Raw genomic sequence first — 26,932 nt, forward strand, 5'->3', positions numbered from 1 at the left:
AGGAGAAGCTGGACGGGCGGCCGGTGATGGCCGACGGCGGCTACCGCGGCAACCCCGAGGTGATCATGCCGTACCGCAAGCCCGCCGACGGCACCGATCTGCCGGACTGGAAGGAAGCCCTCAACGCCGAACACCGCACCGTCCGAGCGGGGGTCGAACACGCCCTGGCCAGGATGAAGTGCTTCAAGATCCTGCGCGACTACCGCCGAGCCGCCCACACATTGGCCGACGCCGCTTCCGGCATCGCCAACCTCCACAACATCATCCTCGCCGGCTGACCGCCGACCCCGTCCCAGGCAACGCCTTCACCCGGTTACGAGACGTCCCTTAGTAGCTCCCGTTCAGCCCCCGCGCGGTTGGCTATCAAATCGGCTTTGGCAGCATCAGCCTGCACATGCGTCCATCGGCGCGGCAGTGCATCGACCAGATGCGCCTCAGCTAATCTTGACGCCTCGCTTACTAGTTCGCCCACGGGAGCATACTAGGCAGATTCGCCTCTCCTGCGCCAGCGGCCGCGCGAGAAGAAGAGATTGCGACTCCATTTGATGCGAGAACGTCGCTGGTTCCTGCCCTTTTTCTCCAAGGTGCGGAGGAGGATTCTCCGTAGCCCCTCTGTCATGCGTGACAAAGCCCAGCCGGGATCTTGAATCCATGAAGGGAGGCCAAGGAGTTCGGCGATCAGGTGGGGAATCGACTCTTGTCGGACCCATATTGGGCTGCGCAATGGCTGACGCTCTTTAACCCTAATCCATCTCAGGCCCGATGCATCAGTGAAGCGTACCGAGATGCCAAAGTTTGAAAGCTGTGATTTGATATTCATGAAGAAGCGTGGGTTGACGGTTTGTGTGAATATCCATTTCCCCTTGATAGAGCCGCCGGGTAGAAGTGTCTGCGAGTTTGCAGGCATCTCTACTTCGCCAACAAACGCTGTAGAGTTGAACCCTCTGGGTGGCTCGATATCAACAGTAGGGTCGAAGATTGGACCCTGGCTCCGGTTCAGAACCGTCCATTCAAAGGAGACCTCCTTGGTTTCTGGATCCCGGGCTACTTTTTCCAAGCGGGTAATGATCAGGCGCGCCTGCGCAGCTTGGGCGTCTTCTTGCTCCTCCCGACGTACACGCCTCTCATGACGTAGCAGCAATGCAGTGAACAACACCGCCAGGGTTGACATCACCAGGCTGGCGATGCTTCCCCACGCCTGCATCCAGTCTGTGACTTTTGGGGACTCCGCGAGCAGCACGACATCAGGCTAGAGATGTCGTGCCACTGTGAGAACTTTCTGTACGAGATTAAGGCGGCCCGCCTCGCGGGCCGCACGCGCCGCCGACCAGGGGCCGAACCGGAGGGTCGCCGCTCGGGGACCCCGCCGCCCAGGCGCAAGCGCCGACGGCACCCCGGCGGTTCCAGCCCCGCCGGCGGCGCGACATACGAGGAAGCCCCGGGCCGCCTTCAAGGCAGCACGGGGCATAAAGACAGAGGCAGTCAAACCAAGATCTCGGCCGGGACAAGCCCAAATAGGCGGGCTAACCGTGCGGACGCGGTTACTTGAGTACGATCACTCTCGGGCCAGGGGTATGCCAATCCATGTCGCGTAATGCGTGTGGCGGAATCTGTCCTGTGGACGAAAAAGCGATGATGAGAGGAAGGTTGAGACCCTCCAAGCCTGCGGCTGCTAGTTCCTGCGACGCGATATCGGCCGCACGGCTAATAGAACGCCCAGCGTCAGGCGTGTCGAATAGAGATTCCTGGCTCCCAGACGGATATCCATGGATCATGATGACAACCGGAACGATTTTCGTCTGGAACTCCTTCGGGCTTAGGTTCTTAACCTGCATCGCCCAGACTATGGCATCCCGAACCCGATTCCGCGTGTTCCTGTTGCCGGTGCCTAGAAACTTGATATCTACTGCTAGGTCGGGAAGGCTTCGCCTTCTCGATGTGACAACGAAGTCCGCAAAGTAGTTGCCGAAGCGAACGTTTGGGACAATATCCACCATTCGGCCGTACGCGGATTCGAAAGCTTCTACAGCTAGTTTTACCCCGGTTTCCGCTAGCTGATGAAGGTACTCCCCGGACCTGTAGCCTTGGGTCGGCGGTGGGAGAGCGACGTTAGATCCTTCTGTCTGGTCTGCTGGCGCTGCATGGGAATCTTGAGTCGTAGCCTCAGTGCCCTTCAGCTGTATGCCCTCCTCGGAACTGACGACTTCGGCGGCCTCCTCTTCGCGTTGCTCCTGGACTTCCTCAGGACTTCCTTGGTGCTCCCGTAACAAGAGCAAGGTCTCTTGATATGTCTTCTCTCGGTCGGCTTCTAGTTTGGCGAGTTCGGCAATCTCCCGGTTGTCGGTGCGGTTCTGCTGCTTTTTCCATGCCACTGCGCCCCAGCCAACCAGACCCAGGCCGGCGAAGATGAGGAAGCCGGAGATGTAGGGCCAAGATTGCAATAGAAAAGTCATCTGTTCTTGCTGAAGCCGCACGGCGGAGCGGGACTCAGGCGGAAGTGCCTGGAGTTGGGCCTGAGTGGTCCCTAAGACGGCCTGATTACGTAAAAGCAATACAGGAAATCCGAAGCCGACCCCAACCGTAAGACCTCCGGCGCTCACAAGAAACTTGTGGAAGTCGGTGAACTGGAGAGTCGGGAGCACCAGGCTACTTTAAGTGACGTTCGCCGTCGGCGCGAGGGTGCTGGGGTGCTGGGGTGGCGTCGGCGTCCATACGGCTTAGGAAGCAAAGCCTGGGCCTCCGGCGGGGCGCTCGGGCACTCCGGGATGGTTGGCGCCAACCCGGCAGCCTCCGTCCGGGCAAAGCCGAGTGGGTGGGCCTGCCCGGTCAAGGTCGTTCAGACGGTGGTGTGCTCCACCTTGACCGGGCAGGCCCACCCACTCCACGGTGTGCGGACGAAGGCCGACGGGATGGCTAGAGGGGCGCAGCTGGGGAGGAAGACCAAGATCATCAGGCACATATCCGGCACAACTGCGACCGGCAAGCCGTGTCAAACGTCGGAAGGGCTTGGCGGCGACTGTGCAGGTCGTGCCGCAGAAGTGCCCGACTCGTGTTGATCTCCGCGCGCGGAAGGTGTATGGGGTTCAAATCCCCTCAGCTCCACCCAGTTCAAAGGCCGTTTCCCGTCGTGGGAGACGGCCTTTTTGGATCTTGTACAGCAGCGAAGTGCAGCAGTCGTCGCCCCGCAGGGTCGATCTGGCTGGCCGCGAGCTAATCCGGCAGCGGCGTGGGATGCATCGTCAGGTAGATCAGCCCCTGCTGCTCGTGAAGGGTGCAGCTCAGTTCGTAGGGCTCCGCAGCGCCGATGCGGAAGATGAGGGTGACCCGATCCCGCACGAAACTCTGTGTGCCGGTGGGCTCCCCAAACACGCCGGTGATCTCCTGTCGGTGCTGCCCTGCCCGCAGGGGGAGCCTCAGCGCGTCGATCATGTTCTGGACCGTTGCCTCCGGCAGGGCGACGAGGTCGATCGCCACCGAACGCGTTACCTCGGGAGCCGACTCAAGACGAAGCCACTCCGTGAAGCCCGACGCCTCCCCGACCCAGCAACGGTCCAAGTACTCCCAGCCGCGAAGCTGCTCTAGGTGCTCTGCCGCTATGAAGTCGGCGAAGCGAAGTCGACCGAAGGCGTCATGCGAGATCCCCAACGGCTCCACTCTGACACTCCTTCAGTTGATCGAGATCGGGCGACAGTACCGCAGCTCACAGGAACTGGTCGCCGAGCCGGGTGAGGGCCGTCTCGGTCGCCTCGGAGGGCGACCTGGGCGTAGATGTTCATGGTCACGGCGATCTGGCTGTGCCGGAGGATCCGCATCATGACCCGGGGGTGGACGTCGAGAGCCACCAGCAGGGTGGCGCAGGTGCGCCGGGTGGTGTGAAGCCGGTGTCTTGGAAGATCCTCAACGGGCACCAGGCACCGCGATTCCGCCGCCGAGCAGGCACTTCAGACAGAACAGGTCAGCCGAGAACGATCTTCCAAACTGGCGGTCTGGCGCTGCCATGGTGCGCCCGTGGCGGATCCCGTGACCGTTGCCGTTCTACTTCGCCCGCTCCTGGGTCGACGCCTGCTTGCGGCAACCGAGGCGCGGCACTGGTTCGACGACAGGCCAGTGATGGGAATTGTCGGCCTGCTGCATTTCTGGCTGCACTTCGAGGGAGCGCCCGCCATCATGGCCCACGGCTGCGGTGAGCTGCTGAAGCTCACAGAGGAAAAGCCCTGCTCGTCGTACGGCATGCAGGGCTGGAACGCTGTACGGTCCGACCGTGTCAAGCCCAGCGCTGAGTGCCCCTACCGCGCCTTCACTGGCAGCCGCTTTCCCCGCCTACCTCCAGCGAGACGTACAGGCCGTCTTGAAGCTTCTGCCCCCGTCCAGCCTAGAACCGGCGTTGCCGTTCCGCGTCACCGTCGACGGGCAGCCGGTCATCATCCCGTACCGCATGTACCACGCCGAACCTCAAGCCCGTGTGGAGGGTGTCCTGTCACCGACCCAGTCGGCGATCCTCAACTGCCTCTATACGCGTCACCACGACGGTCGGGTGCGGCAGCGACGGCTTGCGCACGTTCTGAGGTTGAACGAGCCGTGGGTGGTCCCTTTTGTGGTCCGGCTGGTCGGAGAGTATGTCCTGGAGATCGTGCTCGACATCCGCCGTGAACTTGTCGAGATCCATGATCCCCGGACCCCACAGCACGCCGTCTACGGACAGGTCCTCGCCGCGAACCCGTCGTTCGTCGCCATCACAGCTCAGCGCGTGGCAAGCTACTGGGCCTGCTACCGGCATCTGTACTCCGACCGCCGCTACTACCCCGGATCCACACTCATTGAGTCCATGCGAGCCGCGGCCAGGTACTACAGCGCCCCCACGAGGACGCGGCATCCTCATGTCTAGACAACCCGCCCACGTAGTCCACCTCCCACCCAACGTCCGCCAGGCCGTGACGATCGCGTGGGTGGTCACCCGCCGCCGTGGGCTTGGGCGATCGCTGCCGCACCGCTGTGCGGCTTGCCACCGGAGTACGTCGTCCAGGCGCGCGGTGAGCCGACGCTACGCGGATCCGCCCCCGGCCCGAGCGGGCGGTGGCGGTGAGGCGTACGACGCCGGACCGCCGCAGGCGGATCGAGCTGGTGACGTCGGGGGCCTGAGATCTGCTGCTCAGGCTCCTGACGTCTCGGCCGAGGCCAGTCTCCTGCTGGCGGTAGCGCTCATCTGCATCACCGGGCTCGGTCGGTCGGGCCGCCAGCCTTGCCGGAGCGCTGCCCGGATGGTTTCCGCAACCTCGGTCGGACGAACCGCCCTCCCGGAGGAAACGATCCAGTTGTCCGGTCGCGGGAAGTCGGTCGTGACGACAAGTACCGAGCCCGGATCCTGCTCCAGCTCAACGGCATAGGTCAACGCCGTCTCGGCCAGTCCCTGGCTGTACGTGGGCTTCGGGCGGATCCGCCAGCGATAGGTGATGTCGTCGACCGAGATGAGGCGGCTGCCCTTCTTCGGAATGGCCATTGAATTTCTCCGCTCAGGTAATTTCCGGACGTTGCCGAAAGGGCGTAGAGGTCGACCAGGAAGGCTGCGTGCCCGTAGTGGGACTCGAACAGGTCATGCCGGGCGAGGTCGTCAACGGAGGAAATCGGCCGGACTCCCTGGCAATGGGCTAGCTCATCCGCCGTACGCGCTTCCAGCCAGTACCTGGGGAGTACGCTCGGCGCGACACCGTGGGTCACCTCCTTCGACAGCGGCTCTCATCCTCACTCAAGCGATCGCCCGAACGCCACGGACTATTCACGGACTGATCTTGTATGCGAGTGACTGAGCGTGAACCGTCGCGGCAGTTCAGAGGGCTGCACGCGGACTGAGTCGTACTCGGCACCGAAGTCCGAGGTGCGGGCGTCGGTGAGGACGTCGAGAGCGAGGTCGGGTAGCTGGTCACCGAGTCGGTATGCCAGTCCCACCGCAGCCGTAACCCGGACGGCCGCAGCGTTTGCGGACAGCATCTCCCGGAGGCAGGCGTCGATCCGCTCGGAGCCGGCCGGACAGTGGGCGAGGGACAGGTTGGCGCTGGCCCGGGTGGCGGCGCGGGCCTCGTCATCCGGGACTGCGATGAGTCCGGCCAACGCGGCCTCGTCGGGTGGGAACCAGGCGAGTAGTTCGGCGGCGTACCCGGCCAGCTGCGGGTCCGGATCGGTGAGCCAGCGGACGTACCGGTCGGTGTGCCTGGCTCCAGCATGGAAGGCGTCGGCCTCCCAGCGGACCGCTACGTTGTCAGCCAGTTCCGCGGCTTCCTCGTGCTCGAACAGGTCTTCGGCCTCCAGATGCTGCGCCACCAGCGCCGTCTGTTCGTCGGTGATCCCCTCGGCGGCGGCGAAGGTCTGCTGCGGATCGAATGGCAGCTTGTCGTCGCGCCGGTCGCCGAGCCCACCGACCGGTACGTCGACGGCCGGGCCGTGGGCGTGGTGCAGCGATTCCCACGGGACCTCGTCGAGCCCGGCCAGCGGGTCGGTCAGTGACATTATGGGTGGAGTCGAGGGGACTTGAACCCCTGACCCCCTCAACGCGAACTGGCTGCATCGTGGTCTGACTCGGCGGGCGCGGCCTTTGGTAGCTGGAGTACCGGATGCGACGTAAGACCGAGCTAGCGAGCCGGGTTGCTCAGCCTTGTGGCTCGATGCTGGCGAGCAGGTCGGTGACTCGGGTCTTGATGTCGTCGCGGATCTGGCGGACGACGTCGAGGGGTTGGCCGGCGGGGTCGGTGAGCTTCCAGTCCTCGTAGCGCTTGCCGGGGAAGACGGGGCAGGCGTCGCCGCAGCCCATGGTGATGATGACGTCGCTGGCTTCGGCCGTGTCCCAGGTGAGTTGGGCCGGGGTCTGGTCGATGATGTCGATGCCGACCTCCCGCATGGCGTCGACGGCGACGGGGTTGATCTGGTCGGCGGGTGCGCTGCCAGCGGAGCGGACCTCGATGGTGTCTCCGGCGAGGTGGCGCAGCCAGGCGGCGGCCATCTGGGAGCGGCCGGCGTTGTGGACGCAGACGAACAGGACGCTGGGCTTGTCGCTCATCGGTGATGTTCTTCCTGTCAGATGAAGATCGGGCTGCGGCGTTCGATGAGGGTGACGTCGCGCCAGGTTCCGTGGTGGCGGCCGACGCGTTCGCGGGTGCCGACGGTGCGGAAGCCGCAGGCGGTATGTAGGGCGAGGCTGGCGGTGTTCTCGGGGAAGACGCCGGATTGGATGGTCCAGATGCCGGCCTGCTCGGTGGAGGCAATCAGGGCGTCGAGCAGGAGACGGCCGATTCCATGGCTGCGGGCGTCGGGGTGGACGTAGACGGAGTGCTCGACCACCCCGGCGTAGACGCACCGGTCGGACACGGCGGAGCAGGCGACCCAGCCGAGGACCCGGCCGGTGGGGTCGACGGCCACCCAGCGGTGACCGGGTAGCCGGCTGGCGGTGAACTGTTCCCAGGTGGGCGGTTCGGTTTCGAAGGTGGCATTGCCGGTGGCGATGCCGAGCCGGTAGATATCCAGCACGGCGTCGGCGTGCTGGTTGCCCATGGCGGCGATGGTGATGCCGGTGGTGCTGGCGGGGGAGGTCATCGGTTCTCCTGGACGAGGTGCGGCACGACGACGGCGTCGGCGGAGTCGGCGGCGTGGGGGTACCAGGCGGCGAGGGCGGCGACGGCGACCAGGCCGCCAACGAGCTGGGCGGCGACGAAGCCGGGCACCGAGGCCGGGGCGATTCCGGCGAAGGTGTCGGTGAAGGCCCGGCCGATGGTGACAGCGGGGTTGGCGAACGAAGTCGACGAGGTGAACCAGTAGGCCGCGCCGATGTAGGCGCCCACGGCGGCAGGGGCGGCGGAGGTGCGGGCCGAGCGGGCGAGGGCGAAGACCAGGACGACCAGGCCGGCGGTGGCGACCACCTCGGCCAGCCACAAGTTCCCCCCGGTCCGCTCGGTGCGGGACCAGGCCACGGCCGGCAGGTCGAACATCAGGCCGGCCAGCACCGCCCCGGTGATGGCTCCGCCGGTCTGGGCGGTGGTGTAGGCGGCGAGGTCGCGGGCGGCCAGGCCGGTGCCGGCGCGGCGGCCGAGCCACCAGTCGACGGCAGAGACAACCGGGTTGAAGTGCGCCCCGGACACCGGCCCGAACATGAGGATCAGCGCGCCCAGGGCGAGGGCGGTGGCAATCGCGTTTTCCAGGAGCTGGAGCCCGATGTCGGTGGGAGAGAGCCGGGCGGCGGCGATCCCGGAGCCGACGACCGCGGTGACCAGCAGTGCCGTACCGGTGAACTCAGCCGATGCCCGACGAGCCAGGGTGAGGGTCACGCGGTGGCCTGCGCGGATGTGGTGGAGATGTCCAACAGCGCGCCGAGTTGCCGAAACGCTTCCGGGCGGACCCGGTACCAGACCCAGGTGCCGCGTCGGTCGGAGTCGACCAGGCCGGCCTCGCGCAGCACCTTGAGGTGGTGGGAGATGGTCGGCCCGGACAGGTCGAACGCCGGGGTCAGGTCGCAGACGCAGATCTCCGGCACCGAGGCGATCATCGACATCAGCCGCAGCCGGATCGGGTCGCCCAGGGCCTTGAACATCGGCGCGACCACCGCCGCTTGGTCGGCATCCAGGGGGCGGACGGCGATCGGGGAGCAGCAGGCCACGGCTTGGAGGTCCACCACCGGCAGCGCTTGTTTCGACATGCCTCTAGGTTGACAGATCTCGAAACAGGGTGCAACGTAGGTCCTGCTTCGAAAATCATCTAGGCAAGGACGAAGCGATGCTCAAGCTGTTCTCCCGTCGCCGCACCACCCACGTCCAGGGCGTGACGCTCTGCGAGTCGTGCGGGCAGGTCTGCACTGCGGACTGCCATGCCGACGCCCGCTACGAGCGCACCCGCACCACCGCTCTCACCAGCCACCACATCCGCTAACCCGTCAGGAGGAGGAAACCATGTCCCGTATCCAGCTCGCCCTGCGCGTGTCCGACCTCGAAGGCTCCGTCGCCTTCTACTCGAAGCTGTTCGACAGCGAGCCGGCCAAGCGTCGCCCCGGCTACGCCAACTTCGCCATCGAGAACCCTCCCTTGAAGCTCGTGCTGCTCGAAGGCGAGCCCGACCAGCCGACCGTGATGGACCACCTGGGCGTCGAGGTGTTCAGCACCGACGAGGTCAACGCCGCCACCAACCGCCTCACCGACGCGGGCCTGATCACCCTCGAAGAGAACAGCACGGAATGCTGCTACGCCCTCCAGGACAAGGTCTGGGTACGCGGCCCCGGCAACGAGCCCTGGGAGGTCTACACCGTCAAAGCCGACTCCGACCAACTGGAGAAGGCCACCGAGAGCGCCTGTTGCACCCCGAATGCCGAGAAGGAGCCGGCTGTCGCTGGGGCCGCGCCGAGTTGCTGCTGACCGATGGCATGTGCGCGCCTGGCGGCGACTGGCTGTCAGGCGCGCACATCCGCCGTTCGTGATCGAGCGGGGCAGGACTCACTCCGGTCCTTGTCGGCCGGGCCGGTGGCCTGCTCCAGGCCGTCAGCCGCCGGACGGCGACGACCAATAACGACCGGAGACAACCACGTTTGCCCAGCTCACCGGCCGTGATGCAGATACCGACCAGTCGATGCGGCTAGGGCTTACCTGTAGTTGGTGAACTGGTGGCAGCCGATCAGGGCGCGTAGCTGGGGTCGGCGACGGTCGCGGCGATGCGGGTGAGCCAGTGCAGGTCGTTGGCTCGAGATTCTGGACTGGCCTCGGGGTTGAGGATGCTACGTAGAAATACGGCGACGTCGTCGAGGTGCCGCTCGCTGCGGTAGTAGCTCAGCATCGTCTGGTCCGGTTCTAGCGGCCCATAGCCTCGGCGGAAGAGTTCGGCGCGGCGCGCGTTGATCGGGTGGTCGCCGAAGTCTTGGCTGTGGATGAACATCAGGTCCCGCTCGCGCGGCGCGAGGATCGGCGCATCCCAGTCCACGACGTGCAGTGGACCGTCGCCGTCAGCGATCAGGTTGCCGGGGTGGATGTCGGCGTGGCAGATCACGTGTTGGGCTTGCGTCACGCGGGAGGCCAGGTCGTCGACCGCCTCCGACAACCGATGCAGCGCGCCACCGTACCGGTCCCAGAAAGCGCCGAGGGCCTCGCTCGCCGCAGCCTGCTCGCCAAGGATTTGCAGCCGCTCGCCGGCGCTTGATCGGTAGGTCTCGACCGGCAGGACGGCTGCGATGTCGGCGCTCGGCGTAACCGCATGCAGGCGACCCAGGAACTCGCCGTACTCGAGCCACTGGCGGTCGGTGAGGCCGCGGCCCCACAGGCTGCCGCCCTCGTGGAACGGGTAGAGCAGCAGCTGGTATTCCCCGAACCCGTGACTGGCTCCGCCGTCTGGAAGGTCGATCGGTGCTACGACCTGCCTGACGCCTTGGGCTCTGAGGAACCCGGGCAGCAGGACGGCGGCTCGGGTGAACTCGCCGCGGCGCAGCTTCAGGAAATAGCGCCCACCGTCGGACGTGTCAACCCGGTACGCCCATGCATCCCCGTCGAGCCCGACCGGCATGAACACGAGATCGGCGACGTCCACGGCCCAGGCGGCGGCCACCTCGGCCGCCAGAAGCCGGTCGTCAACGCCAGGCTTGTCGATCACCGACGGAGCGTTGCAGTTCGCAGGCCGGCCGGCAAGGGATTTGCCACCTGTAGGCGGAGTCAGCAGCGAGCCAGCAAACAGGCCCCCATACGACGGCGAGGGACGGGAAGGAGCGACTGGGGCCCGTGCCTGAACACGATGCCAGGCGGGGACGGCCTTTTAGATCCTGTAGAGCGGCTTGCCGAACTGATCGCGAGCTGGTCAGGCAGTCCGTGTTCCGCTTCGACGTCTGGGCCGGACTGCGACTGGCACGTAGGGATCATCCTGCTCTAGCCGTGCTGTCGACGAGCCGCAGCGTGAACGCCGAGTCATGGCGGGCGGGTATGCGGGCGGCGACTTTACCCAGCTCAGCGCCGTTCTCACTACGCGGGAAGCGGCCTCTGGGTTCGGTACGGTAGCGGCGGGCCAGGCACGCTCCGTTGCCGCTGACGCCCGAAGGGTGGAGGAAGTAGGTATGTCGGTCTACGACGTCATCGTCGTGGGGCTCGGTGGGATGGGCAGCAGCGCCGCCTACCATCTGGCCGCGCGGGGGCAGCGCGTGCTCGGTCTGGAGAGGTTCGGGCGGGCGCACGACCGCGGGTCGAGCCACGGCGGCTCGCGCATCATCCGGCAGTCGTACTTCGAGGACCCGGCCTACGTACCGCTCCTGCTCCGGGCGTACGAACTGTGGGAGAAGCTGGAACACGACGCCGGGCGGGAGATCATCTCGCTCACCGGCGGGGTGTTCGTCGGCCGACCGGAGAGCCTCGCGTTCGCCGGCAGCCTGCGTGCGTCGCGCGAGTGGAACCTGCCGCACGAGATCCTCGACGCGGGTGAGCTGCGCCGCCGCTTCCCGACGTTCAGCCCCCGGGACGACGAGCTGGCGCTCTTCGAGGCCAAGGCGGGCTTCGTGCGCCCCGAGGCGACCGTCACCGCTCACCTCGACCTCGCTGCCCGGCACGGCGCCGACCTGCGCTACGGCGAGCCGGTGGCGCGCTGGCAGGCGCTGCCCGAGGGCGGCGTACGCGTGACGACCGAGAAGGGTTCCTACACCGCCGGCCGGCTCGTCGTCTGCCCGGGTGCCTGGGCGCCCGAACTCCTCGCCGACCTCGGTGTGCCGTTGACGGTCGAGCGGCAGATCATGTACTGGTTCCAGCCGGAGACCGGGGTCGGCCCCTTCGAGCCCGGGCGGCATCCCATCTACATCCACGAGAACGCCGCAGGCACGCAGGTGTACGGCTTCCCGGCCATCGACGGGCCCGACGGCGGCGCCAAGGTGGCCTTCTTTCGTGGCGGTGCGGTCTGCACGCCGGACACCATCGACCGGCAGGTGCACCCGGAGGAGGTGCAGGACATGCGGCAACATCTCGCCGGAGTCCTGCCGACCCTTCCCGGCCGGTTCCTGCGGGCCGCGACCTGCATGTACACCAACACGCCGGACCAGCACTTCGTGATCGCGACGCACCCGCGGCACCCGCAGGTCACCGTCGCGTGCGGGTTCTCCGGGCACGGCTTCAAGTTCGTCCCGGTCGTCGGGGAGATCCTCGCCGATCTGGCGACGAGCGGCGCGACCGCACACCCCATCGGGCTCTTCGATCCGCGACGCGACTTCTCCGGATAGCCCCCGACACGGAGCACCGCCCCCGGCGCGCGGCCGGGGGCGTGGCGACGTGCCGGGTCAGGTGGTGAAGTTGTCCCGCGCGTCCCGAGCGTCCTCCTGAACGTGCTCGCCGGGCTGGTTGCCCCGTATCTCGTCCCGCTTCGCCACCTGCTCCGCCTGTGCCCGCTCGCCCTGTGCCATGTCGCCCATCCGCGCCCTGGCGGCGCCGGCGACCCGCTCGACCTTGTCCTTCGCCCTCTCCAAGCTCATGTCGCCTCCCTGTCGCTTCGGCGGACCAGGGTGCTGTCCGCGCCTCCCGACCCTGCGTCCCCGCCCGTCCCCCGGTGAAAACCCTGATCAGCGGCTCGGGCCGGTCACCGAGGCGGTTGAGTGCCGGCTGAGTGTCTTCGGCTGGAACGGGCCTTCTCCGACGCCGGCGCCGCTGCGCGCGGGTCCGCGTTCGTGCAGGCCGGCGCGCGAATCCTTGCCCGGCCGGAACCAGGGGCCGGTCAGGGACCGACCGGGGTTGGTCCCGATGTCCCCGCGCCGCCCGCGTCGGAATGCTGGATACAGACGGCTGGCAGGTCGTCTGCGTCCATTTCGTCACAGAGGGGCTACCGTGACCGCCCGAAGACCCACAAGCAGTCGCAACACCACCGAGCGGAGGGCGGCCGGCCTGACCTTCCGGTCGCTGCGTACCTTCTTCCTCGCCACGTTCGGCCTGTCCTGGGGTGCGGGCATGCTGTACGTGCTGTTTCAGGCGAAGGTCGAGGCCATTTTCGGGCCCATGGGCTACACCAACCCGGTCTTCGTTTTCATGGTCTACGCACCCGGCATCGTGGGCGTGTTCATGGTGTGGCGCCATTACGGCGTGTCGGGCCTGGGCGCCTTCTTCCGTCGCTTCGCGTCGTGGCGGATGTCGCGGTCGTGGTGGCTGGTGCTGATCGTCGGCATGCCTGCGGTGTTCTATGCCGGAGCCGCGATCGAGGGCAACCTCGCCGACCCGTTCCCCCTCTCGCCGTGGCACGCCGTGCTGCCGGCCCTGCTGGCGATGTTCTTCATCGGCCCCATCGAGGAGCTCGGCTGGCGGGGCGTGGCGCTGCCGCTGCTCCAGCGGCGCTTCTCGCCGCTGTGGGCCGGGCTCCTGCTCGGCCTGGTGGTGGCGGTCTGGCACACGCCGTCGTTCCTGGTGAGCGGGACGAAACAGTCGGCGTGGGCGTTCTGGCCGTTCTTCTTCGGGGTCGTGGCGATCAGCGTCATCCTCACGCCGATGTTCAACGCCGCACGAGGGAGCCTGCTTGTGCCGTTCCTGTTCCACGCGCAGATGAACAACCCGGTCTGGCCCGACGCCCAGCCGTGGGACATGTGGCTGTTCGTCGTGGCGGCCGTTCTGGTGGCCGCGGTGAGCCGCAAGGCCATGCTGAACCGCGGTGCGGCGGTGACCACGATCCTCGCCGGGGGCGACGACCCGGGCGACGCCGGGAACGACGCCGCGCCGGTGGACCGGTCACCCGGGACGGCGGCCGGCCGGCGCGCCGGGTGATGGTCCATGTCGTCCGGTGAACCCACCGAATCCCACGTGTCCCGCTCGCTGTCATCGGGCGAGCAGGACACGTGGGAGGGGGTCGTCGGTCAGGCGTAGTAGTTGACGCTGACCGGCCAGGTGCCGGTCCACGGCGTCCAGCCCTGGAGCGTGGCGGGGATGCCCACGCGGGTGCTGCAGTTGATGACCTGGAAGTGCAGGTGCGGCGCGGTGGACGCGCCGGTGCTGCCCGACCAGCCGATGACCCGGCCCTGCGGGACCCAGGTGCCGGCGTTGTAGATCGCCCGGTTCAGGTGCGCGTAGTGGGTGCACTGGCCGTTCGAGTGCCGGATGATCACCTCGATGCCGTTCTGCCAGTACGGCGACCAGTTCGACATGATGATGGTGCCCGCCTGGGAGGCGGAGACCTCGTAGTTCGCCGGCAGCCCGAAGTCCCAGGCGTACTCGTTGTACGCGCCGACGTGCGAGTACGTGCCCTCCGGCCCCTGCGTGACCAGGTAGGACTCGCCGGCCGGGTACGGCAGCTCGTAGTAGTAGTTCGCGGCCGAGGCCGGGGTGGCCCCGACGACCACGGCCCCGGCGACCAGCAGCATCGCGCTCACGGTCGCGCCGATCCGGCGCAGGACCGTCTTCCCTCTGTTCACTGTGGATCCCTCTTCGGTGTGCCAGCAGAGATTCAGCACCGTCATCGTCGACCGCACCGGTGGGAACTGAACAGCACGCCGGGGGGCGGTTCAACGAACCGGGTGGACGACAGGGGTGGGATCAGGGGTCGCCGCGACTGCGGGTGACGAAGACGAGGCATCGCGTCGAGATGAACCCCGCCCGGCGTCCCGACGGCCGGCGCTCGTGCGGGCGGTCACTACGCTGCCGCCCGTGGATCGATTGATGAGCGTTTTCCTGTTCGCCGGCTGCGGGGCGTTCGCCGTCCTCCTCGGGGTCGGGCTCACCGCGCTGGTCGTGACGACCCACCGTCAGGAGCGGGAACGGCGGGACCGGTGGCGGCAGTGGGCCGCCCGGTACGGCTGGACGTACGCCGAGAGACCGCAGGTCGCCTGGACCGACCGGGTGCCGGGCCGCAGCCGCCGGGGCGTGCGGTTCGCGCTGGCCGGGATGCTGCACGGTCGCCCGGTGGGGGTGGCCGAGTACGCGTACACGGAGACGCAGACCTCGACCGGCGCGGACGGTAACCAGACGACCACCTCGCAGACCCACACGTACGTCGTCTGTTCGGTGTGGCTGCGGCGGCAGTTCCCGCCGCTGGCGGTCGCGCCGCGCCACGTCTTCTCGAAGCTGGGCCGCGCGCTGTTCGGCAGCGACAGCTATGCCACCGGGCACGAGGAGTTCGACCGGCAGTGGCGGGTGGGCGCGGCAGCCCCGGGTCAGCAGGCCCTGGTCGGGCCGACCCTGATCGGCGCGCACCTGGCGGGGGCGGTGCCGGCCTGGAGCGTGCGCGGCGCGGAGCTGATCACCTACCGGCGCGGCCGGCTGGCCGACCCGGCCCTGGTGCCGTCCCTGGTGACTCCGCTGATCACGGTCGCCGACCTGCTGGAGCAGGGCCGCTGACCGCGCACCGGCATGCCGGCGGGGAACGGTCCGGGACAGCGCGGGAGGCCGGCCCCCGAGGGGACCGGCCTCCCGTCAGCAGGTGCGGACTACGGCTTCCAGGAGCCGGCGCTCTCGAACCTGTGCTTGTACTCCAGCGCGCCGTTCTTGTCGCGGACGTCGAACACCACGGTGCCCGTGCGCTTGCTGCCCTCGCGCAGGTTGTTGCCGGAGCTCAGCGTGTCGCCGCAGCCGGAGAGCGCGCTGGCCAGGCCGTTGGTCGTGGTGCCGTCCGAGGCCACCCACTCGAAGTAGAACGGGTTGATCGAGCCCTTGCCCTTGGTCACCGTGGCGGTGACGTGGGCGATCAGGTACATGCCCTTGTCCGGGTCCGGAGCGTACTCCCGGCAGCCCTTGGTGGCGGTGGTGAACCGGGTGACCGTGACCTCCAGGGTCCCCTCGTCGTCGGAGAGGACCAGCGTGTCGCCGGGCTTCATGTTGTAGGTCTCGTCGTCCTTGCCCGGGGCGGCGCTGGTGGCGGGCGCCCCGCCCGGCGCGGCGTTGGTGGTCGCCGGGGTGGGCAGGGCCTTCTCCAGGTCGTCCTTCGCCTTGTCGGCGCCGGCGACGACCGCCGCGATGCCGCCGACGCAGCAGAGCAGGGTCAGCACGACCGCCACGATCGCGATGATCAGGACGGTCTTCTTCTTGTTGTTCGGCGGCGCGACCGGCTGCGGCGGGCCGAGCGGGTAGCCGGGCGCGCCGGACGTCACCTGCGGGTACGGCGTGCCGGAGATCGGCGGCTGCGGCATCCCGGACGTCTGCTGGTGCGGTGGGGCCCACGGCTCGCCCGGCGTCCCGGACACCGGCGGCTGCGGCGCGCCGGAGACCGGCGGCTGCGCCCACGGCTCGCCGGGCACGCCCGACACCGGGGGCTGCGGGGCGCCGGAGACCGGCGGCTGGGGCGCGGCCCACGGGTCGTTGGCCGGCTGCTGCGGCACGGGCGGGAGCGGGGACCACGGGTCGCCCGCGGGCTGGGGGCCGCCAGAGACCGGCGGCTGGGGCGGGTAACCGCCCTGGTTGGCGGGGAACTGCGGTGCCGGCGGGTACGGCTGCTGCTCCGGGCTCGGCTGGTAGGGATCCTGCGGCCCGTATGGGGGCTGGGGGTGACTCACCGTACTCCTAGGCACCTGACGACGACGGCAAACGCGGCTGACGCTACCGTGCGCGGACAACGGAACATCTTCGCGTCTCCGGCGGCCCGGCGTCGTCCCCTGAACGGGTCACGTGCCGGATCGAAGGGGCCAGGAGGCCGGTGGCGGGTCAGCGGGGCAGCAGCACGGCGGCGGTGCGCACCAGGGCGTCGTCGACGCTGAACCGGCCGGTGACCAGGGCCGGCGGGTCGGCCACCGGGGCGGCGTCGATCCGGGCCGGCGTGATGCGGGCGGTGAACGTGCCGGCGTCGGGGTCGAGCTCCACCAGGGCGTCGTGGAAGTCCAGCCAGGTGCCGACGACCGGATGCCACACCTTGTAGATCGTCTCCTTGGCGCTGAACACCACCGCCGGCCAGGAGGTCCCCGCCGGCAGGCGGGCGAACCGGTCCTCCTCCTCGGGCAGGCAGATCAGCCGGCGTACGCCAGAGTTGAGCTCCTTGTGCCGCTCGGCGTCGATGCCGACCGACCGGACCTCGGCGCCGCGGGCCGCGACGGCCGCGCAGTAGTCCCGGGTGTGGGTGATGGCGCCGACCACGCCCGCCGGCCAGACCGGCGACCGGTCGGCCGCCGCCGGCACCGGGACCGGGGGCACGCCGAGTGCCGCCATCGCGCGGCGGGCGCACACCCGCCCGGCGGTGAAGTCGCGGCGACGGCTCTCCACCGCCCGGTCGCTGAGGCACGCCCGCTCGGCCGGCAGCAGCTCGCCCGTCCAGTCCGCCGGCCCGGCCACCGCCACGGCCACCGACGGCGGCAGCAGGTCACGCATCGCCGCCCCCCGAGAGGTACGCCCGCACGCGCGCCCGCTCGGCGTCGAGCCCGCCGGCCGGCACCGGTGGCGACTCCGGCCACAGGTCCACCACCGGCTCGCCGTCGCGGGCCTCCCAGGTGCCCACCACCCGCCCCCGGTGCACCACCACCGGCGAGATCCAGCCGGCGGCCCGACTGACGGAGGCGCGTCGGTCGGCCGGGACGATCGTGGTGTCCTTCGTGCCCGGCCCGAGCACCCACTGGTCGAAGGCGGGCAGCAGGCGTACGGCGTCGTCGGGGCGGGCGGCGGCGATCTCGTCCACGTCGACTGCCCGGGCGTACGCGGGCCGCTCGTCAACGGTCACCGGCACCAGCTCGCCCGCGTCGACGAGCCGGGCGAACCAGCCGCGCAGCGCGGCCCGCTTCGAGCCGCCCCGGCTCAGCCACTGGTCGAAGGTCTCCGCGCTCGCCGGCCCGTACGCGCCCAGCCAGGCCGGCAACACCCGGGACGCGGCCTCCTCGGGGTCGGGCAGGCCGGGCCAGTCGGGCAGCAGTGTCTCCGGCCGGGTGAAGGTGACCCGGTTGCCCTCGGTCGGCCCCTGCACCAGCAGGCCCTGCCAGGCCAGCGGCTTGAGCACGGCCCCCCACCCGGATTCGAGGTGCGCGGCGACCGTCCGGTCGCCGGTGCGTTCCACGATCTCGGCGGTGAGCTGCTCCCGGGTCAGCGTCCGGCCGTCGAGCGCGGCGGCGGCCGACTCGGCGATCGCCGCGAGCTGGTCCACGGTCACGAAGGTGCGCTGCCACGAGCCCTTCTCCCAGAACCGGCCGGCGGCCAGCAGGGACAGGCAGGCGGGCGCGTCCTCGACGCGCAGCACGTGCAGGGTGCCGCGCATCGCCCAGGTGCGCAGCAGCCGACGCCCCGCGAGCGCGGCCGCGACCGCCCCGGGCCGGGGATCGGCCTGCCGGGCGGCGACGGCCTGCTCGGCGGCGGAGGCGACCTGCGCCTGCACGCCGACGAGGCGGCCGACCACGTCGACCGGGTCCACGCCCGCCGGCCGGTGCAGCAGGTGCCGGCCGGCCCGCCAGGCCAGCACCTGGTCCACGGTCAGCGTCGCGATGGCCATGGTTGGTGAACGTACCGCAACCGCGTAACGCCGTAGCGTTCGGTGGCGCTGATGGGGCGTCGCAGGGGGGACGGCTCTCATCCATTGTCGACTCTGGTCCGCCGGGGGCGGGCCGCCACGTGAACCGGAGAGGGAGTGCGATGACCGGTGGTGTGGAAGGCTCAACGTCCCCCGTGGACGATCACGCGCCGGTGCCGCCGGGCTGGACCTGCGGCACCTGCGGCGCCGACTGGCCGTGCACCGTCAAGCGCGCCCGGTTGCTGGAGGAGTACCGGGTCGACCGCGCCATGCTCAGCGTCTACCTGGGTTCCTGCCTCGCGGCCGCCACCCAGGACCTGACGCCGGCGTTCGGGACCACCCTCCAGGACCGGTTCATGGGCTGGCTGCCCCGGCAGCACCGGCGCGAGTGACGGCGCGGCCGATCAGCTCCCACCGGACGCCGGGGCCCACCCGTCCACCGTGCTCCGCACCAGGTCATGGCCCAGGTCGAGGCGGATGCCGTCCGGGTTGGTCAGCTCGGCGTCGGCGTACCACGACCGGTCGGCTTCGGGATGCGGTCCCACGAGTCCGACCCGCCCGGCGCCGAAGGCGGTGACGACGGCGGCGGGCGCGCCGGTGTCGTAGGTGGCGAGCACGATGCCCGGCGCCCCGGGTCGCAGCTCGAGCGTCGGCCCGTCCTGGAAGAACATGTGCCGGGACCTGCCGCGCCACCGGACGGGGACCACCGCGTCGTCGGCGCTGTCGACGCTCGCCCCGGCCGTCCTGATGTACTGGTCGACCTTCCCGTCGAGCAGCCCGAAGCCGGGGCGGGTGGCGGCGAGGTACGCCCCCAGGCAGAAACCGAGGTAGTGGCCGCCGTCGCGGACGAAGCCACGGATGTCCTCGGCGTGGTCCCGCAGCCTGCGCCAGGCCGGGCCGACGTTGCCGCCGCCGGGTTGGGCGTAGACCGTCGCTTCGCCCAGCGTGCTCCGCGAGATCTGCCGCTGCTCGCCGGGGCCGCAGTATTCGGTGCGGAACCCGCCGGGTGCGCTGCGCAGGAGGGCGGCCACGGCCTCGGCGCAGCCGGAACAGGCGGCCGGCCCCCGGTAGACCAGTGCCAGCGGCCGGTTGCCTTCCCCGGTGACCGCCGACACGCCGGCCCACCCGAGGGCGGCCAGGGTGCCGGCGGCGCCGGCACCGACGACGAGGCGTCGCCGGCTGATCCGCCGCGTCTCTCCCCGCAGCAGGCCCGAGCTGGTCCGTCCCATGTCGCACCCCTGCCGTTCAGCCGCGCCGCCAGGCGGTCGCGTGCCGGTCGGCGGAGGGCGGCGCCGGTCGTGCGTACATCGACATGCCGGCCCGACCTCGTGATGCTCGGCCTGGCCGGGTGACCAGTCGACCGGCGCCGCGCGAGAGCAGCGTCACGAGCCCTTCCAGCGGGCCACGGCCCGCAGTGGCCCACCAGGCGGTCGCGACCAGCACGACGACCAGGACCTGCGCGAGGTATCCGGCCGTGGGCTCGAGAGTGTCGAGTTCGGAATTGATGAACACGATGTGCGCGGTGTAGAGCGTCAGCGTCATGCTGCCGGCCGCCGCGAGGGGCACCAGCAGCACGGAGGTCGCCCGCCGTGCGAGCTGGCCGAGGAGCAGCAGGGCGGCGAGCACGGCGATCGCGCTTCCGATCGTGCCGAGCAGGTCGAGCGGGGTGCTGGTGTGCGGCGCGTCGACCGCGAGCCACCACCACGTCGAGGTGGGCGTGCTGCCGTCCCCGCCGAGCGCGAGGAGTCCGCTCGTCTCGGCCACGGTCAACCCGCTCTTCGGCTGCGTGAACCAGATCTGCTGCAGACCCTCGTATCGGTTCAGCAGGACCCACGACGCCACCGGCGCCGCCGCGGCCAGCGCGACCCCGGTGTAGAGCAGGCCGAGGAGCACCGACATCCGGGTGAGGGTCAGCCGCCCGACCACCAGCCCGGCGCAGAGGTACGCCAGCCACGTCACCGCGGGGAACTCCCCCGTCATCGACAGCTCGGTGAGCAGCGCGCCGGGAGCGTCGACGAGCTGCGCGAACGCCGGGTTGTCGTAGGTCGGTCCCGGCAGCTGCGGCAGCAGGAGCTGGCGGAGCACGGGACTGCCGGCGGCCACGGCCAGGCAGGTGACCGCCACCAACCAGGTCGGCAGGAACACCAGCGGGATGGCCAGCACGAACATCACCGCGTAGTACGGCAGGATCACCGACGCCAGGGACGCGTCGGCGTAGCCCAGTGCCAACCCGATCGCGCCGATGGCCAGGGCCCGGACGACGAGCGCCGCCACCGGGCCCGCGCCGTCGGCCAGGCGGACCCGCCGTCGACCGGTCATGAACGCGATGCCGACCCCGGCCAGCACCGCGAACAGGGCGGCCGCCCGGCCGCCGAAGATGGTGAACGACCAGGTCGGTCGGCCCAGGGCGTCGGACTGGTACAACGAGTGCACGGCGATCATCCCGAACAGCGCGACGCCACGCGCGGCGTCCACGCCGAGCAGTCGGGAGCGCCCGGCCGTCGCGGGCGGAGCGTCGCCGGCCCGGTCCAGGGCGGCGCGGCTGAGGTAAACGGTCTGTGTCATGGCCTCATCACGGTGTCGATCAGGTCGCAGCCGAGATCCGTGCCGAGCCGGTCGGCGATCGGCAACCCGGCGTCGACGTACCAGTCGTCGGTGGCTTCGGGGTGGGGGCCGACGACCCCGACCCGGCCCGCGCCGAAGGGGGCGACCATCGCGGCGACGGTGCCGTTCGGGTAGGTCGCGAGGACGTCGGCCTCGGCCTTCGGGCGCAGCCAGAAGTACGGGCCGTCCTGGAAGAAGAGCGTCCGCCGCCGGCCGCGCCAGGAGACCTGGACGACGGTGTTCCGCTCCGAGTCGACCGTGGCGGCGGACGAGGCGATGTACTGGTCGGTGTCCCCGGGCAGGAGGCCGAAGCCGGGGGTGGCCCCCGCGAGGTAGCCGCCGAGGCAGATGCCGAGGTACCTGCCGCCGGAGTGGACGAACTGCCTGATCTCGTCGCGGTGGCGCTTCAGGTGGCGGTAGCCGCGGTTGAGGGTGCCGCCCCCGGGTTGGGCGTAGAGCGTCGCCCCGGCCAGGGCCCGCCGGGTCAGCGGCAGGTCGTCCGCGTCCGGGCCGACGTAGCGGACGTCGAAGCCCCAGCGGCTGGACTTGAGCAGCGCTGCCACCGCCTCCGGGCAGCCGGGCAGCGTCGCCGGCCCCCGGTAGACCAGCGCCACCGGCGGCTCCGGCGACCCGGGCAGTGGCGAGCGGACCGTCAGGCCACGGCCGGCGAGTGCCCGCCCGCCGGCGGCGAGCAGCCGACCGACGTTTCCCATCGCCATCACGGCCTCGTCGGCAGCGGGGCGTCGAGGGTCAGCGCGGTGCAGCGGACCCCGCCTCCGCCCTTGGCGAGCTCGGTCGTGTCGAGTTCGACGACCCGCAGGCCGCGCTCGCGCAGCGCGGTTGCCAGCCGCGGCGCCCCCCTGGTCATGGTCACGGTGGTGCCGTCACTGATCAGGTTGAGCGCGAAGCGCGCCGCCTCCTCGACGCAGACCTCGATCAGGTCCATGCCGAGGTCGCGCAGCCGCTGGCGGCTCGGCTCGTCGAGGGCCTCCGGGCAGTAGGCGAGCGTTCGCCCCGGCTCGACGACTCCGACCGCCAGGTCGAGGTCGTACCACTGGTGGCTCACCGTCCGCAGCGGCACGATCTCGTAGCCCAGCTCCCCCGCGAGCACGGCATGCATCCGCCGGTCGGTCCGCTGGCCGTAGCCGGCGAGCAACAGGTCGCCGCAGGCCAGGGCGTCGCCCTGCCCGCTGAACGGGTACGGCGCCTCCAGGACCTCGAAGTCGTGGTCGATCAGCCACCCCTGGAAGTACGGCAGCTCCGCCTTGCGCTCGGGTGGTGGTGCTCCCAGCACGGCCCGACGGCCCCGCACCAGGGCGGCGTTCGCGGTGAAGACCATGTCCGGGCACTCCGGCGCCGACGTCACGTACTCGATGCGGCGCCCTGCCGCCCGGTGCGCGGCGACGATGCGCTCGTGTTCGAGGATCGCCACCGCGTGATCGGGCTGGATCTCGGTGTGCATGTACGGGTTGATCTCGTAGTCGACGCGGAAGTGGGCCGCGTCGGAAACCAGCAGTGCCTTGTTCATCGAGCGTTCTTCCCTTTCGGTGAGCGGATGGTGGACGGGCTGCGGCGCGGTGCGAGCCGCAGCCGTACGGCGCGGCATCAGGCCGCCCGTTGGCTGGTGGTGTCGTGGGTGAGCACGCCCTGGGCGGGGATCCCGCGCCATCGGGTCCCGGCGACCAGGTGTTCGCCCTTCATCAGCAGCGAGAGCGAGCCCAACATGACGTCGTCGCCGACGACCGCGTCGTAGAGCACGATGGCGCGGGTGCCGATCGTGGCGCCGGCGCCGACCGTGACGACGGACATCTTCATCACCCGGTCCTCGAACAGGTGGGTCTGCAGCGACACCTCGGTGCCCACGGTCGCGTCGTCGCCGATCTCGACGAGGTCGAACTCGGTGAGGTACGTCGTGCCGATCCAGGTGCGTCTGCCGACGCGGACCCCGAACCAGCGCAGCAGCGGCGGCAGGAACGGCGTGCCGACCAGGAGCCCGATGCCGGCGGGAACCGCCGCGGCCTCGTAGAGGCCGGTGACGAACTCGGTGCGCCGGACGAAGCCGCTCCACAGCGGTTCCACCCGGGGCCGGTAGGTGCCGACGACGTTGCGCTTGGTCGCCGCGCAGAAGGCGATCACCGCGACGCTCGACGTCATCGCGACGAACGGCGACACCAGCGCCGGCACGAGCAGGTCCCGACCGTTGGCGAGTTGGGACAGCGCCAGGAGGTAGAGGTAGAAGCTGGCGCCGAGCACCGATGCGGGCAGGGTCGCGCGGAAGAACTCGACGAACAGCCGGCGGGCCACCACGGGGCGCGGCGGGCGGTACGTCACCTCCTCGGAGAAGGAGCCGCTGCTCTGGCGCGCCGGCAGGTGCATCGCCGGTGAACCCAACCAGGACGTGCCCTCCGGGACGCCGTCGTCGGGCGGCAGCGTGCCGACGCCGATCAGGGACCCCTCGCCCAGCACCGTGCCGGCCGGTACGAACGCGGCGTTTCCGACGAAGGCTCGGCTGCCGACCGTGGTGGGCAGGAACGCCATGCGGCCGTTGGCGAACGTCGCGGCGCCGAGGCTGGCCATGTCGGCGACGAAGCTCTCCGATCCCAGGGTGAGCAGGTCCGGGTCCAGGTGCGCGGCGGTGGAGACCTCGGCGCCGCGGCCGACCCGGGCACCGAGCAGTCGCAGCCAGGGCCCGGTGTAGAGGGTCGCGTAGAGCGAGTTGGTGAACATGAGGCTCGACTCGAGCAGCTTGTCGGCGATCCACTTGCGCACGCCGAGCATCGAGTGGATGCGGTGGTGAATGCCGACCGGCACCCGCGGCAGCACGAGACGCTTGCCGACGGCGACCAACACGCAGACGGTGAGCACGTAGACGATCCCGGCCGGTAGGGTCGCGACCAGGCCGGCGAGCAGACCACGGGTCAGCAGCACCCACCACACCAGCGCCACGCTGGGCAGGACCATCGCGATCGCCCCGAGTTCCAGCCCGACCAGGCCGACCAGCGCGGCGGCGATGTGGTGCACGCGCCAGCCACGCCGCAGGCGGCGGTAGCTGAGCAGCGATTCCACGGTGGGAGCGAGCCGGGGGGTCGGTGCCGGCGGCGAGCCCGCCCAACGCTCCCCGGGTGGCACCGTCTCGCCGTGGACGAGGACGGACTGTTCGCCGAGGCCGGCGTCCACCCCGACCGAGGCGCCGGGCTCGAGGACCGCGTTCGCGCCGACGAAGGCGTCCGCCCCGATCGTGACCGGCCCGACGACGACCCAGCCGTCCTCCGCCCGCCACGGCCGCAGCGAGACGCCGTACCCGACCGAGGCGTCCCGCCCGACGGAGATCAGGGTCGGCAGGCTGATCGCGCTGGTCGCGATCATGGTCCGGCGGCCGATCCGGGCACCGAGCAGCCGCAGGTAGGTCGCCATCAGCGGAGAACCGCTGAGCACGGGCAGCGGCCCGACCGCCAGCAGCGTGTTCAGCGCCCAGAGCCGGACGTAGGTGGGGCCCCACAGGCGGTACCGGCCGGGCCGGATGCCCGCGGCCAACGGCCGGGCCAGCAGCACCGGCAGCACCCACCGCACGCCGAGGTAGCTGAGCAGGATCGCGACCATCAGCTCCACGAGGACGCGGACCGACACGAAACCGTCGTTGCGGGTGTAGACGTAGGAGACGGGGAGCGTGACCGCCAGCAGCAGCAGGTAGATCACCGCCGCCTGACCCGACCCGGCCAGCGCGATCCGCCGGCTGCTGTGCCGCACCGGGGCGGGGCGGGGCGGAGCGCTGGGCGCGACGGTCCGATCGGCGGCGCCGAGATGAGCCGCCATGCCTCGTACGGTCGGGTGGGCGTACAGGTCGCGGACCGCCGGGCTCACGCCGACCTTGCGGGCGCGCAGCAGCGACACCACCCGCGCCGCCAGCAGCGAATGCCCTCCGAGGTCGGCGAAGAAGTCCGCCTCGACCGACAGCGCCTCGGACTCGATGCCGAACGCCTCCGCCCACGCCGCGCGTACCTGCTCCTCCAGTTCGCCCTCGGCGGCCACGACGGGGCCGGTGGCGAGGGCGAGCCGGCGGTTCGGCGGGGGCAGCCGCTTCCGGTCGACCTTTCCGCTGGGCATGGTCGGCAGCGCGGTGACGACGTCCAGGAAGGACGGCACCATGTAATTGGGCAGCCGGGTCTGCAGGGTCCGGCACAGCCGGGCGATCAGCTCCGCGTGCCCGCCCTCGTCACCCTCGTGTGCGACGAGGTAGGCGGCCAGCTCGTGGGGGGCGTCCGGGGCGTCGGCGACCGGGACCAGCGCCGCCACGGCCTCGGCCACCCCCGGGTCCTCCAGCAGCACGCTCTCGATCTCACCGAGGTCCACCCGATGGCCACGGATCTTGACCTCGGAGTCCGCCCGGCCCAGGTATTCGATCTCGCCGTCCTCGGTGATCCGCCCGAGGTCCCCGGTGCGGTACAGCCGACCGCCGGGCGGCGCCAGGGCGTGCGCGATGAACCGGTCGGCGGTCAGGTCCGGCCGCCCCACGTACCCGCGCGCCACCCCCGGGCCGCCGATGCAGATCTCACCCACCTCGCCGTCGGCGACCGGCTGCCGCTGCTCGTCCAGCAGCACCACGGAGTAGGTCGGCAGGGGCCGCCCGATGGTGACCGGTCGCCCGGGGAGCAGCTCGCCCCAGGTCGCGGTGACCGTGGCCTCGGTCGGCCCGTAGGTGTTGAGGATTCGCCGGCCGGGCCGGCTCCACCGCTCGACCAGCTGCCCCGGGCAGGCCTCCCCGCCGACGAGCAGGTTGCGGATCCGGGGCAGGTCGCGCGGAACGGTGGCCAGCAGGGTGGGCACGCAGTAGAGGACGGTGACGCGTGCCTCGTCCAGGAAGTCCGCCAGCTCCGCGCCGAGGCGACGTGAGTCGTTCGGACCGGCCACCAGGGTGGCGCCGACCGACCACGTCGGCCAGATCTCCTCGATCGCGAAGTCGAACGCAATCGTCATGCCCTGGTAGACCCGGTCCGTCGGGCGCACGTCGTACACGCCGGGCACCACGTCGAGGAAGTTGCAGATGCTCGACTGCGCGACGTCGACGCCCTTGGGCCGACCGCTCGACCCGGAGGTGTAGATCACGTAGGCGCCCGGGTCCTGGCTCCCGTCGCCGCCGATTTCCGGCCGGTCGCCGGGCGCGGCGGCGAGTTCGGCAGCGCACTCGTCGACGACGAGGGCCGGCCGGTCGCCCACCCGGTCGGCGAGCGCCGTGGACGTCAACACCAGGTCGACGGCGGAATCCTCGGCGATGTAGGCGACCCGGTCGGCCGGGGACTCGGGGTCGATCGGCACGAACGCCGCGCCGGCCTTCCCCACGCCCAGCAACGCCACGTACGTCTCGACGGAGCGCCGCAGCAGGATGGCCACCCGCGAGCCGTCGCCGACACCGAGCGTGCGCAGGTGGTGGGCCAGCCGGTTGGCGCGCTCGTCCAGCTCGCGGTAGGTCAACCGCGCATCGCCGCACTCGAGCGCGATGGCCGACGGGTTCCGGTCGCACGCGGACTCGAACACGTGGTGCAGGCGCCGCGTACGCCTGACGCCGCCCTCGTCCCACGGCTTCCGCACGGCATCGACGACCAGCGAGCCGATCGCGACGCGCGCCTCCGCGTCCGGAAGACGCTCCGGCGCCGGGGGAGACGTGGGCGTACCGGTGAGACCTACCTGTTCCACGGAACCGCGAACCTCCTGCGTCGATTACGAGCAAGCAACCGGTGCCGTGCGGTGGACGCCTGTGCGGACCCCGTCATCACCGGACCGGTGGCAGGGATGTCCGACAGAAGCCCTCCGCAGGGCAGGTGCGATGGACAGCGATATCGCCGTGAAGCCCGCGAGGCGTCACGGAAGTGCCAAATCGTCGTGACGGGTGTCGGCTGGACCGCCGACCGCCGCCGGGATCAGTCGGCGCTTGCGCCTGCTACCGGCCGGGGCTGAT

At 70.2% G+C, this 26,932-nt stretch carries 27 protein-coding genes and 2 pseudogenes; 8 read left to right on the forward strand and 21 right to left on the reverse strand.

Annotation, left to right across the window (positions count from 1 at the left end):
* Positions 1-278 (forward strand): transposase family protein (locus ACZ6Q9_RS09120; RefSeq protein ID WP_393450287.1); only part of this gene is annotated, 278 nt, incomplete at its 5' end.
* A 203-nt stretch (positions 279-481) separates the two neighbouring features.
* Here the strand turns inward: ACZ6Q9_RS09120 and ACZ6Q9_RS09125 are convergent.
* From ACZ6Q9_RS09125 to ACZ6Q9_RS09140, 4 genes and pseudogenes are all read right to left on the reverse strand, one after another.
* A complete protein-coding gene (locus tag ACZ6Q9_RS09125; RefSeq protein ID WP_396829062.1) occupies positions 482-1,240 on the reverse strand; it encodes a hypothetical protein in 759 nt (252 codons plus the stop codon).
* Positions 1,241-1,541: 301 nt separating this feature from the next.
* Positions 1,542-2,642 carry a hypothetical protein gene (locus ACZ6Q9_RS09130; RefSeq protein ID WP_396829061.1) on the reverse strand — a complete coding sequence of 367 codons (1,101 nt, stop codon included), beginning with the start codon at positions 2,640-2,642 and terminating at the stop codon, positions 1,542-1,544.
* A 568-nt stretch (positions 2,643-3,210) separates the two neighbouring features.
* Positions 3,211-3,654 carry a hypothetical protein gene (locus ACZ6Q9_RS09135; protein ID WP_396829060.1) on the reverse strand — a complete coding sequence of 148 codons (444 nt, stop codon included), beginning with the start codon at positions 3,652-3,654 and terminating at the stop codon, positions 3,211-3,213.
* A 46-nt stretch (positions 3,655-3,700) separates the two neighbouring features.
* Positions 3,701-3,875, reverse strand: a pseudogene (locus ACZ6Q9_RS09140) (site-specific integrase); the annotation flags it as partial.
* Positions 3,876-4,384: 509 nt separating this feature from the next.
* Between ACZ6Q9_RS09140 and ACZ6Q9_RS09145 the strand changes: the two are divergent.
* Complete coding sequence (locus ACZ6Q9_RS09145; protein ID WP_466021396.1) at positions 4,385-4,885, forward strand: hypothetical protein; 501 nt, start codon at positions 4,385-4,387, stop codon at positions 4,883-4,885.
* A gap of 264 nt (positions 4,886-5,149) precedes the next feature.
* Here ACZ6Q9_RS09145 and ACZ6Q9_RS09150 read toward each other — a convergent pair whose 3' ends face one another.
* The 6 genes and pseudogenes from ACZ6Q9_RS09150 to ACZ6Q9_RS09175 form a co-directional block, all read right to left on the reverse strand.
* Positions 5,150-5,497, reverse strand: a complete 348-nt coding sequence (locus ACZ6Q9_RS09150) for a hypothetical protein (protein WP_396829058.1) — start codon at positions 5,495-5,497, stop codon at positions 5,150-5,152.
* A 272-nt stretch (positions 5,498-5,769) separates the two neighbouring features.
* Positions 5,770-6,501, reverse strand: coding sequence for a hypothetical protein (locus ACZ6Q9_RS09155; protein ID WP_396829057.1), 732 nt, complete (start codon positions 6,499-6,501; stop codon positions 5,770-5,772).
* 139 nt (positions 6,502-6,640) lie between these two features.
* Complete coding sequence (locus ACZ6Q9_RS09160) at positions 6,641-7,048, reverse strand: arsenate reductase ArsC (protein WP_393258259.1); 408 nt, start codon at positions 7,046-7,048, stop codon at positions 6,641-6,643.
* Positions 7,049-7,065: 17 nt separating this feature from the next.
* Complete coding sequence (locus ACZ6Q9_RS09165; RefSeq protein WP_396829056.1) at positions 7,066-7,581, reverse strand: GNAT family N-acetyltransferase; 516 nt, start codon at positions 7,579-7,581, stop codon at positions 7,066-7,068.
* Between the two features lie 20 nt (positions 7,582-7,601).
* A pseudogene (locus ACZ6Q9_RS09170) lies at positions 7,602-8,309 on the reverse strand (aquaporin); the annotation flags it as partial.
* Positions 8,306-8,677 (reverse strand): ArsR/SmtB family transcription factor, encoded by a 372-nt coding sequence (locus ACZ6Q9_RS09175; protein WP_393258264.1) that lies wholly within the window; start codon positions 8,675-8,677, stop codon positions 8,306-8,308. The gene ACZ6Q9_RS09175 and the pseudogene ACZ6Q9_RS09170, both read right to left, overlap by 4 nt.
* 77 nt (positions 8,678-8,754) lie before the next feature.
* Between ACZ6Q9_RS09175 and ACZ6Q9_RS09180 the strand changes: the two genes are divergently transcribed.
* Positions 8,755-8,907: a hypothetical protein gene (locus ACZ6Q9_RS09180; RefSeq protein ID WP_396829055.1), complete on the forward strand. Its 153-nt coding sequence runs from the start codon at positions 8,755-8,757 to the stop codon at positions 8,905-8,907.
* Positions 8,908-8,927: 20 nt separating this feature from the next.
* Positions 8,928-9,386, forward strand: coding sequence for an ArsI/CadI family heavy metal resistance metalloenzyme (locus ACZ6Q9_RS09185; RefSeq protein WP_393258269.1), 459 nt, complete (start codon positions 8,928-8,930; stop codon positions 9,384-9,386).
* A gap of 256 nt (positions 9,387-9,642) precedes the next feature.
* Here the strand turns inward: ACZ6Q9_RS09185 and ACZ6Q9_RS09190 are convergent, their stop codons facing one another.
* Positions 9,643-10,608 carry a phosphotransferase enzyme family protein gene (locus tag ACZ6Q9_RS09190; protein WP_396829054.1) on the reverse strand — a complete coding sequence of 322 codons (966 nt, stop codon included), beginning with the start codon at positions 10,606-10,608 and terminating at the stop codon, positions 9,643-9,645.
* 454 nt (positions 10,609-11,062) lie between these two features.
* Between ACZ6Q9_RS09190 and solA the strand changes: the two genes are divergently transcribed.
* A complete protein-coding gene (gene solA, locus ACZ6Q9_RS09195) occupies positions 11,063-12,208 on the forward strand; it encodes an N-methyl-L-tryptophan oxidase (RefSeq protein WP_396829053.1) in 1,146 nt (381 codons plus the stop codon).
* A gap of 57 nt (positions 12,209-12,265) precedes the next feature.
* Here the strand turns inward: solA and ACZ6Q9_RS09200 are convergent, their stop codons facing one another.
* On the reverse strand, positions 12,266-12,457 hold the full coding sequence (locus ACZ6Q9_RS09200) for a general stress protein CsbD (protein ID WP_357694091.1): 192 nt from the start codon (positions 12,455-12,457) through the stop codon (positions 12,266-12,268).
* Positions 12,458-12,806: 349 nt separating this feature from the next.
* Between ACZ6Q9_RS09200 and ACZ6Q9_RS09205 the strand changes: the two genes are divergently transcribed.
* Entirely contained in the window at positions 12,807-13,730 is a 924-nt protein-coding gene (locus tag ACZ6Q9_RS09205; protein WP_396829052.1) for a CPBP family intramembrane glutamic endopeptidase, read from the forward strand.
* 89 nt (positions 13,731-13,819) lie between these two features.
* Here the strand turns inward: ACZ6Q9_RS09205 and ACZ6Q9_RS09210 are convergent, their stop codons facing one another.
* Positions 13,820-14,374, reverse strand: a complete 555-nt coding sequence (locus ACZ6Q9_RS09210) for a M23 family metallopeptidase (protein WP_393258280.1) — start codon at positions 14,372-14,374, stop codon at positions 13,820-13,822.
* Between the two features lie 244 nt (positions 14,375-14,618).
* On the opposite strand from ACZ6Q9_RS09210, the gene ACZ6Q9_RS09215 reads away from it, so the two are divergent.
* The gene (locus ACZ6Q9_RS09215) at positions 14,619-15,296 is read left to right on the forward strand and encodes a hypothetical protein (protein WP_357457216.1); all 678 of its coding nucleotides are present in this window, start codon (positions 14,619-14,621) and stop codon (positions 15,294-15,296) included.
* Positions 15,297-15,385: 89 nt separating this feature from the next.
* Here the strand turns inward: ACZ6Q9_RS09215 and ACZ6Q9_RS09220 are convergent, their stop codons facing one another.
* From ACZ6Q9_RS09220 to ACZ6Q9_RS09230, 3 genes are all read right to left on the reverse strand, one after another.
* The gene (locus tag ACZ6Q9_RS09220; RefSeq protein ID WP_396829051.1) at positions 15,386-16,447 is read right to left on the reverse strand and encodes a DUF4352 domain-containing protein; all 1,062 of its coding nucleotides are present in this window, start codon (positions 16,445-16,447) and stop codon (positions 15,386-15,388) included.
* A gap of 148 nt (positions 16,448-16,595) precedes the next feature.
* The gene (locus ACZ6Q9_RS09225) at positions 16,596-17,252 is read right to left on the reverse strand and encodes a 4'-phosphopantetheinyl transferase (RefSeq protein WP_396829050.1); all 657 of its coding nucleotides are present in this window, start codon (positions 17,250-17,252) and stop codon (positions 16,596-16,598) included.
* Entirely contained in the window at positions 17,245-18,357 is a 1,113-nt protein-coding gene (locus tag ACZ6Q9_RS09230) for a DNA glycosylase AlkZ-like family protein (protein WP_396829049.1), read from the reverse strand. The genes ACZ6Q9_RS09225 and ACZ6Q9_RS09230 overlap by 8 nt, the downstream gene beginning before the upstream one ends.
* Positions 18,358-18,530: 173 nt before the next feature.
* Between ACZ6Q9_RS09230 and ACZ6Q9_RS09235 the strand changes: the two genes are divergently transcribed.
* Positions 18,531-18,767, forward strand: coding sequence for a hypothetical protein (locus ACZ6Q9_RS09235; protein ID WP_396829048.1), 237 nt, complete (start codon positions 18,531-18,533; stop codon positions 18,765-18,767).
* A 12-nt stretch (positions 18,768-18,779) separates the two neighbouring features.
* Here the strand turns inward: ACZ6Q9_RS09235 and ACZ6Q9_RS09240 are convergent, their stop codons facing one another.
* The 5 genes from ACZ6Q9_RS09240 to ACZ6Q9_RS09260 all read right to left on the reverse strand — a co-directional run bounded on the left by ACZ6Q9_RS09240 (position 18,780) and on the right by ACZ6Q9_RS09260 (position 26,670).
* Positions 18,780-19,604, reverse strand: coding sequence for a BPL-N domain-containing protein (locus ACZ6Q9_RS09240; protein WP_396829047.1), 825 nt, complete (start codon positions 19,602-19,604; stop codon positions 18,780-18,782).
* Positions 19,605-19,620: 16 nt separating this feature from the next.
* Positions 19,621-20,940: a heparan-alpha-glucosaminide N-acetyltransferase domain-containing protein gene (locus ACZ6Q9_RS09245; RefSeq protein WP_396829046.1), complete on the reverse strand. Its 1,320-nt coding sequence runs from the start codon at positions 20,938-20,940 to the stop codon at positions 19,621-19,623.
* Positions 20,937-21,698 carry a BPL-N domain-containing protein gene (locus ACZ6Q9_RS09250; RefSeq protein ID WP_396829045.1) on the reverse strand — a complete coding sequence of 254 codons (762 nt, stop codon included), beginning with the start codon at positions 21,696-21,698 and terminating at the stop codon, positions 20,937-20,939. The genes ACZ6Q9_RS09245 and ACZ6Q9_RS09250 overlap by 4 nt, the downstream gene beginning before the upstream one ends.
* Positions 21,698-22,507: a dimethylarginine dimethylaminohydrolase family protein gene (locus ACZ6Q9_RS09255; protein ID WP_393258301.1), complete on the reverse strand. Its 810-nt coding sequence runs from the start codon at positions 22,505-22,507 to the stop codon at positions 21,698-21,700. The genes ACZ6Q9_RS09250 and ACZ6Q9_RS09255 overlap by 1 nt, the downstream gene beginning before the upstream one ends.
* Before the next feature lie 77 nt (positions 22,508-22,584).
* Complete coding sequence (locus ACZ6Q9_RS09260) at positions 22,585-26,670, reverse strand: Pls/PosA family non-ribosomal peptide synthetase (RefSeq protein ID WP_396829044.1); 4,086 nt, start codon at positions 26,668-26,670, stop codon at positions 22,585-22,587.
* Between the last annotated feature and the right edge of the window lie 262 nt (positions 26,671-26,932).

It is taken from the genome of Micromonospora sp. NPDC049139 (assembly GCF_055586845.1).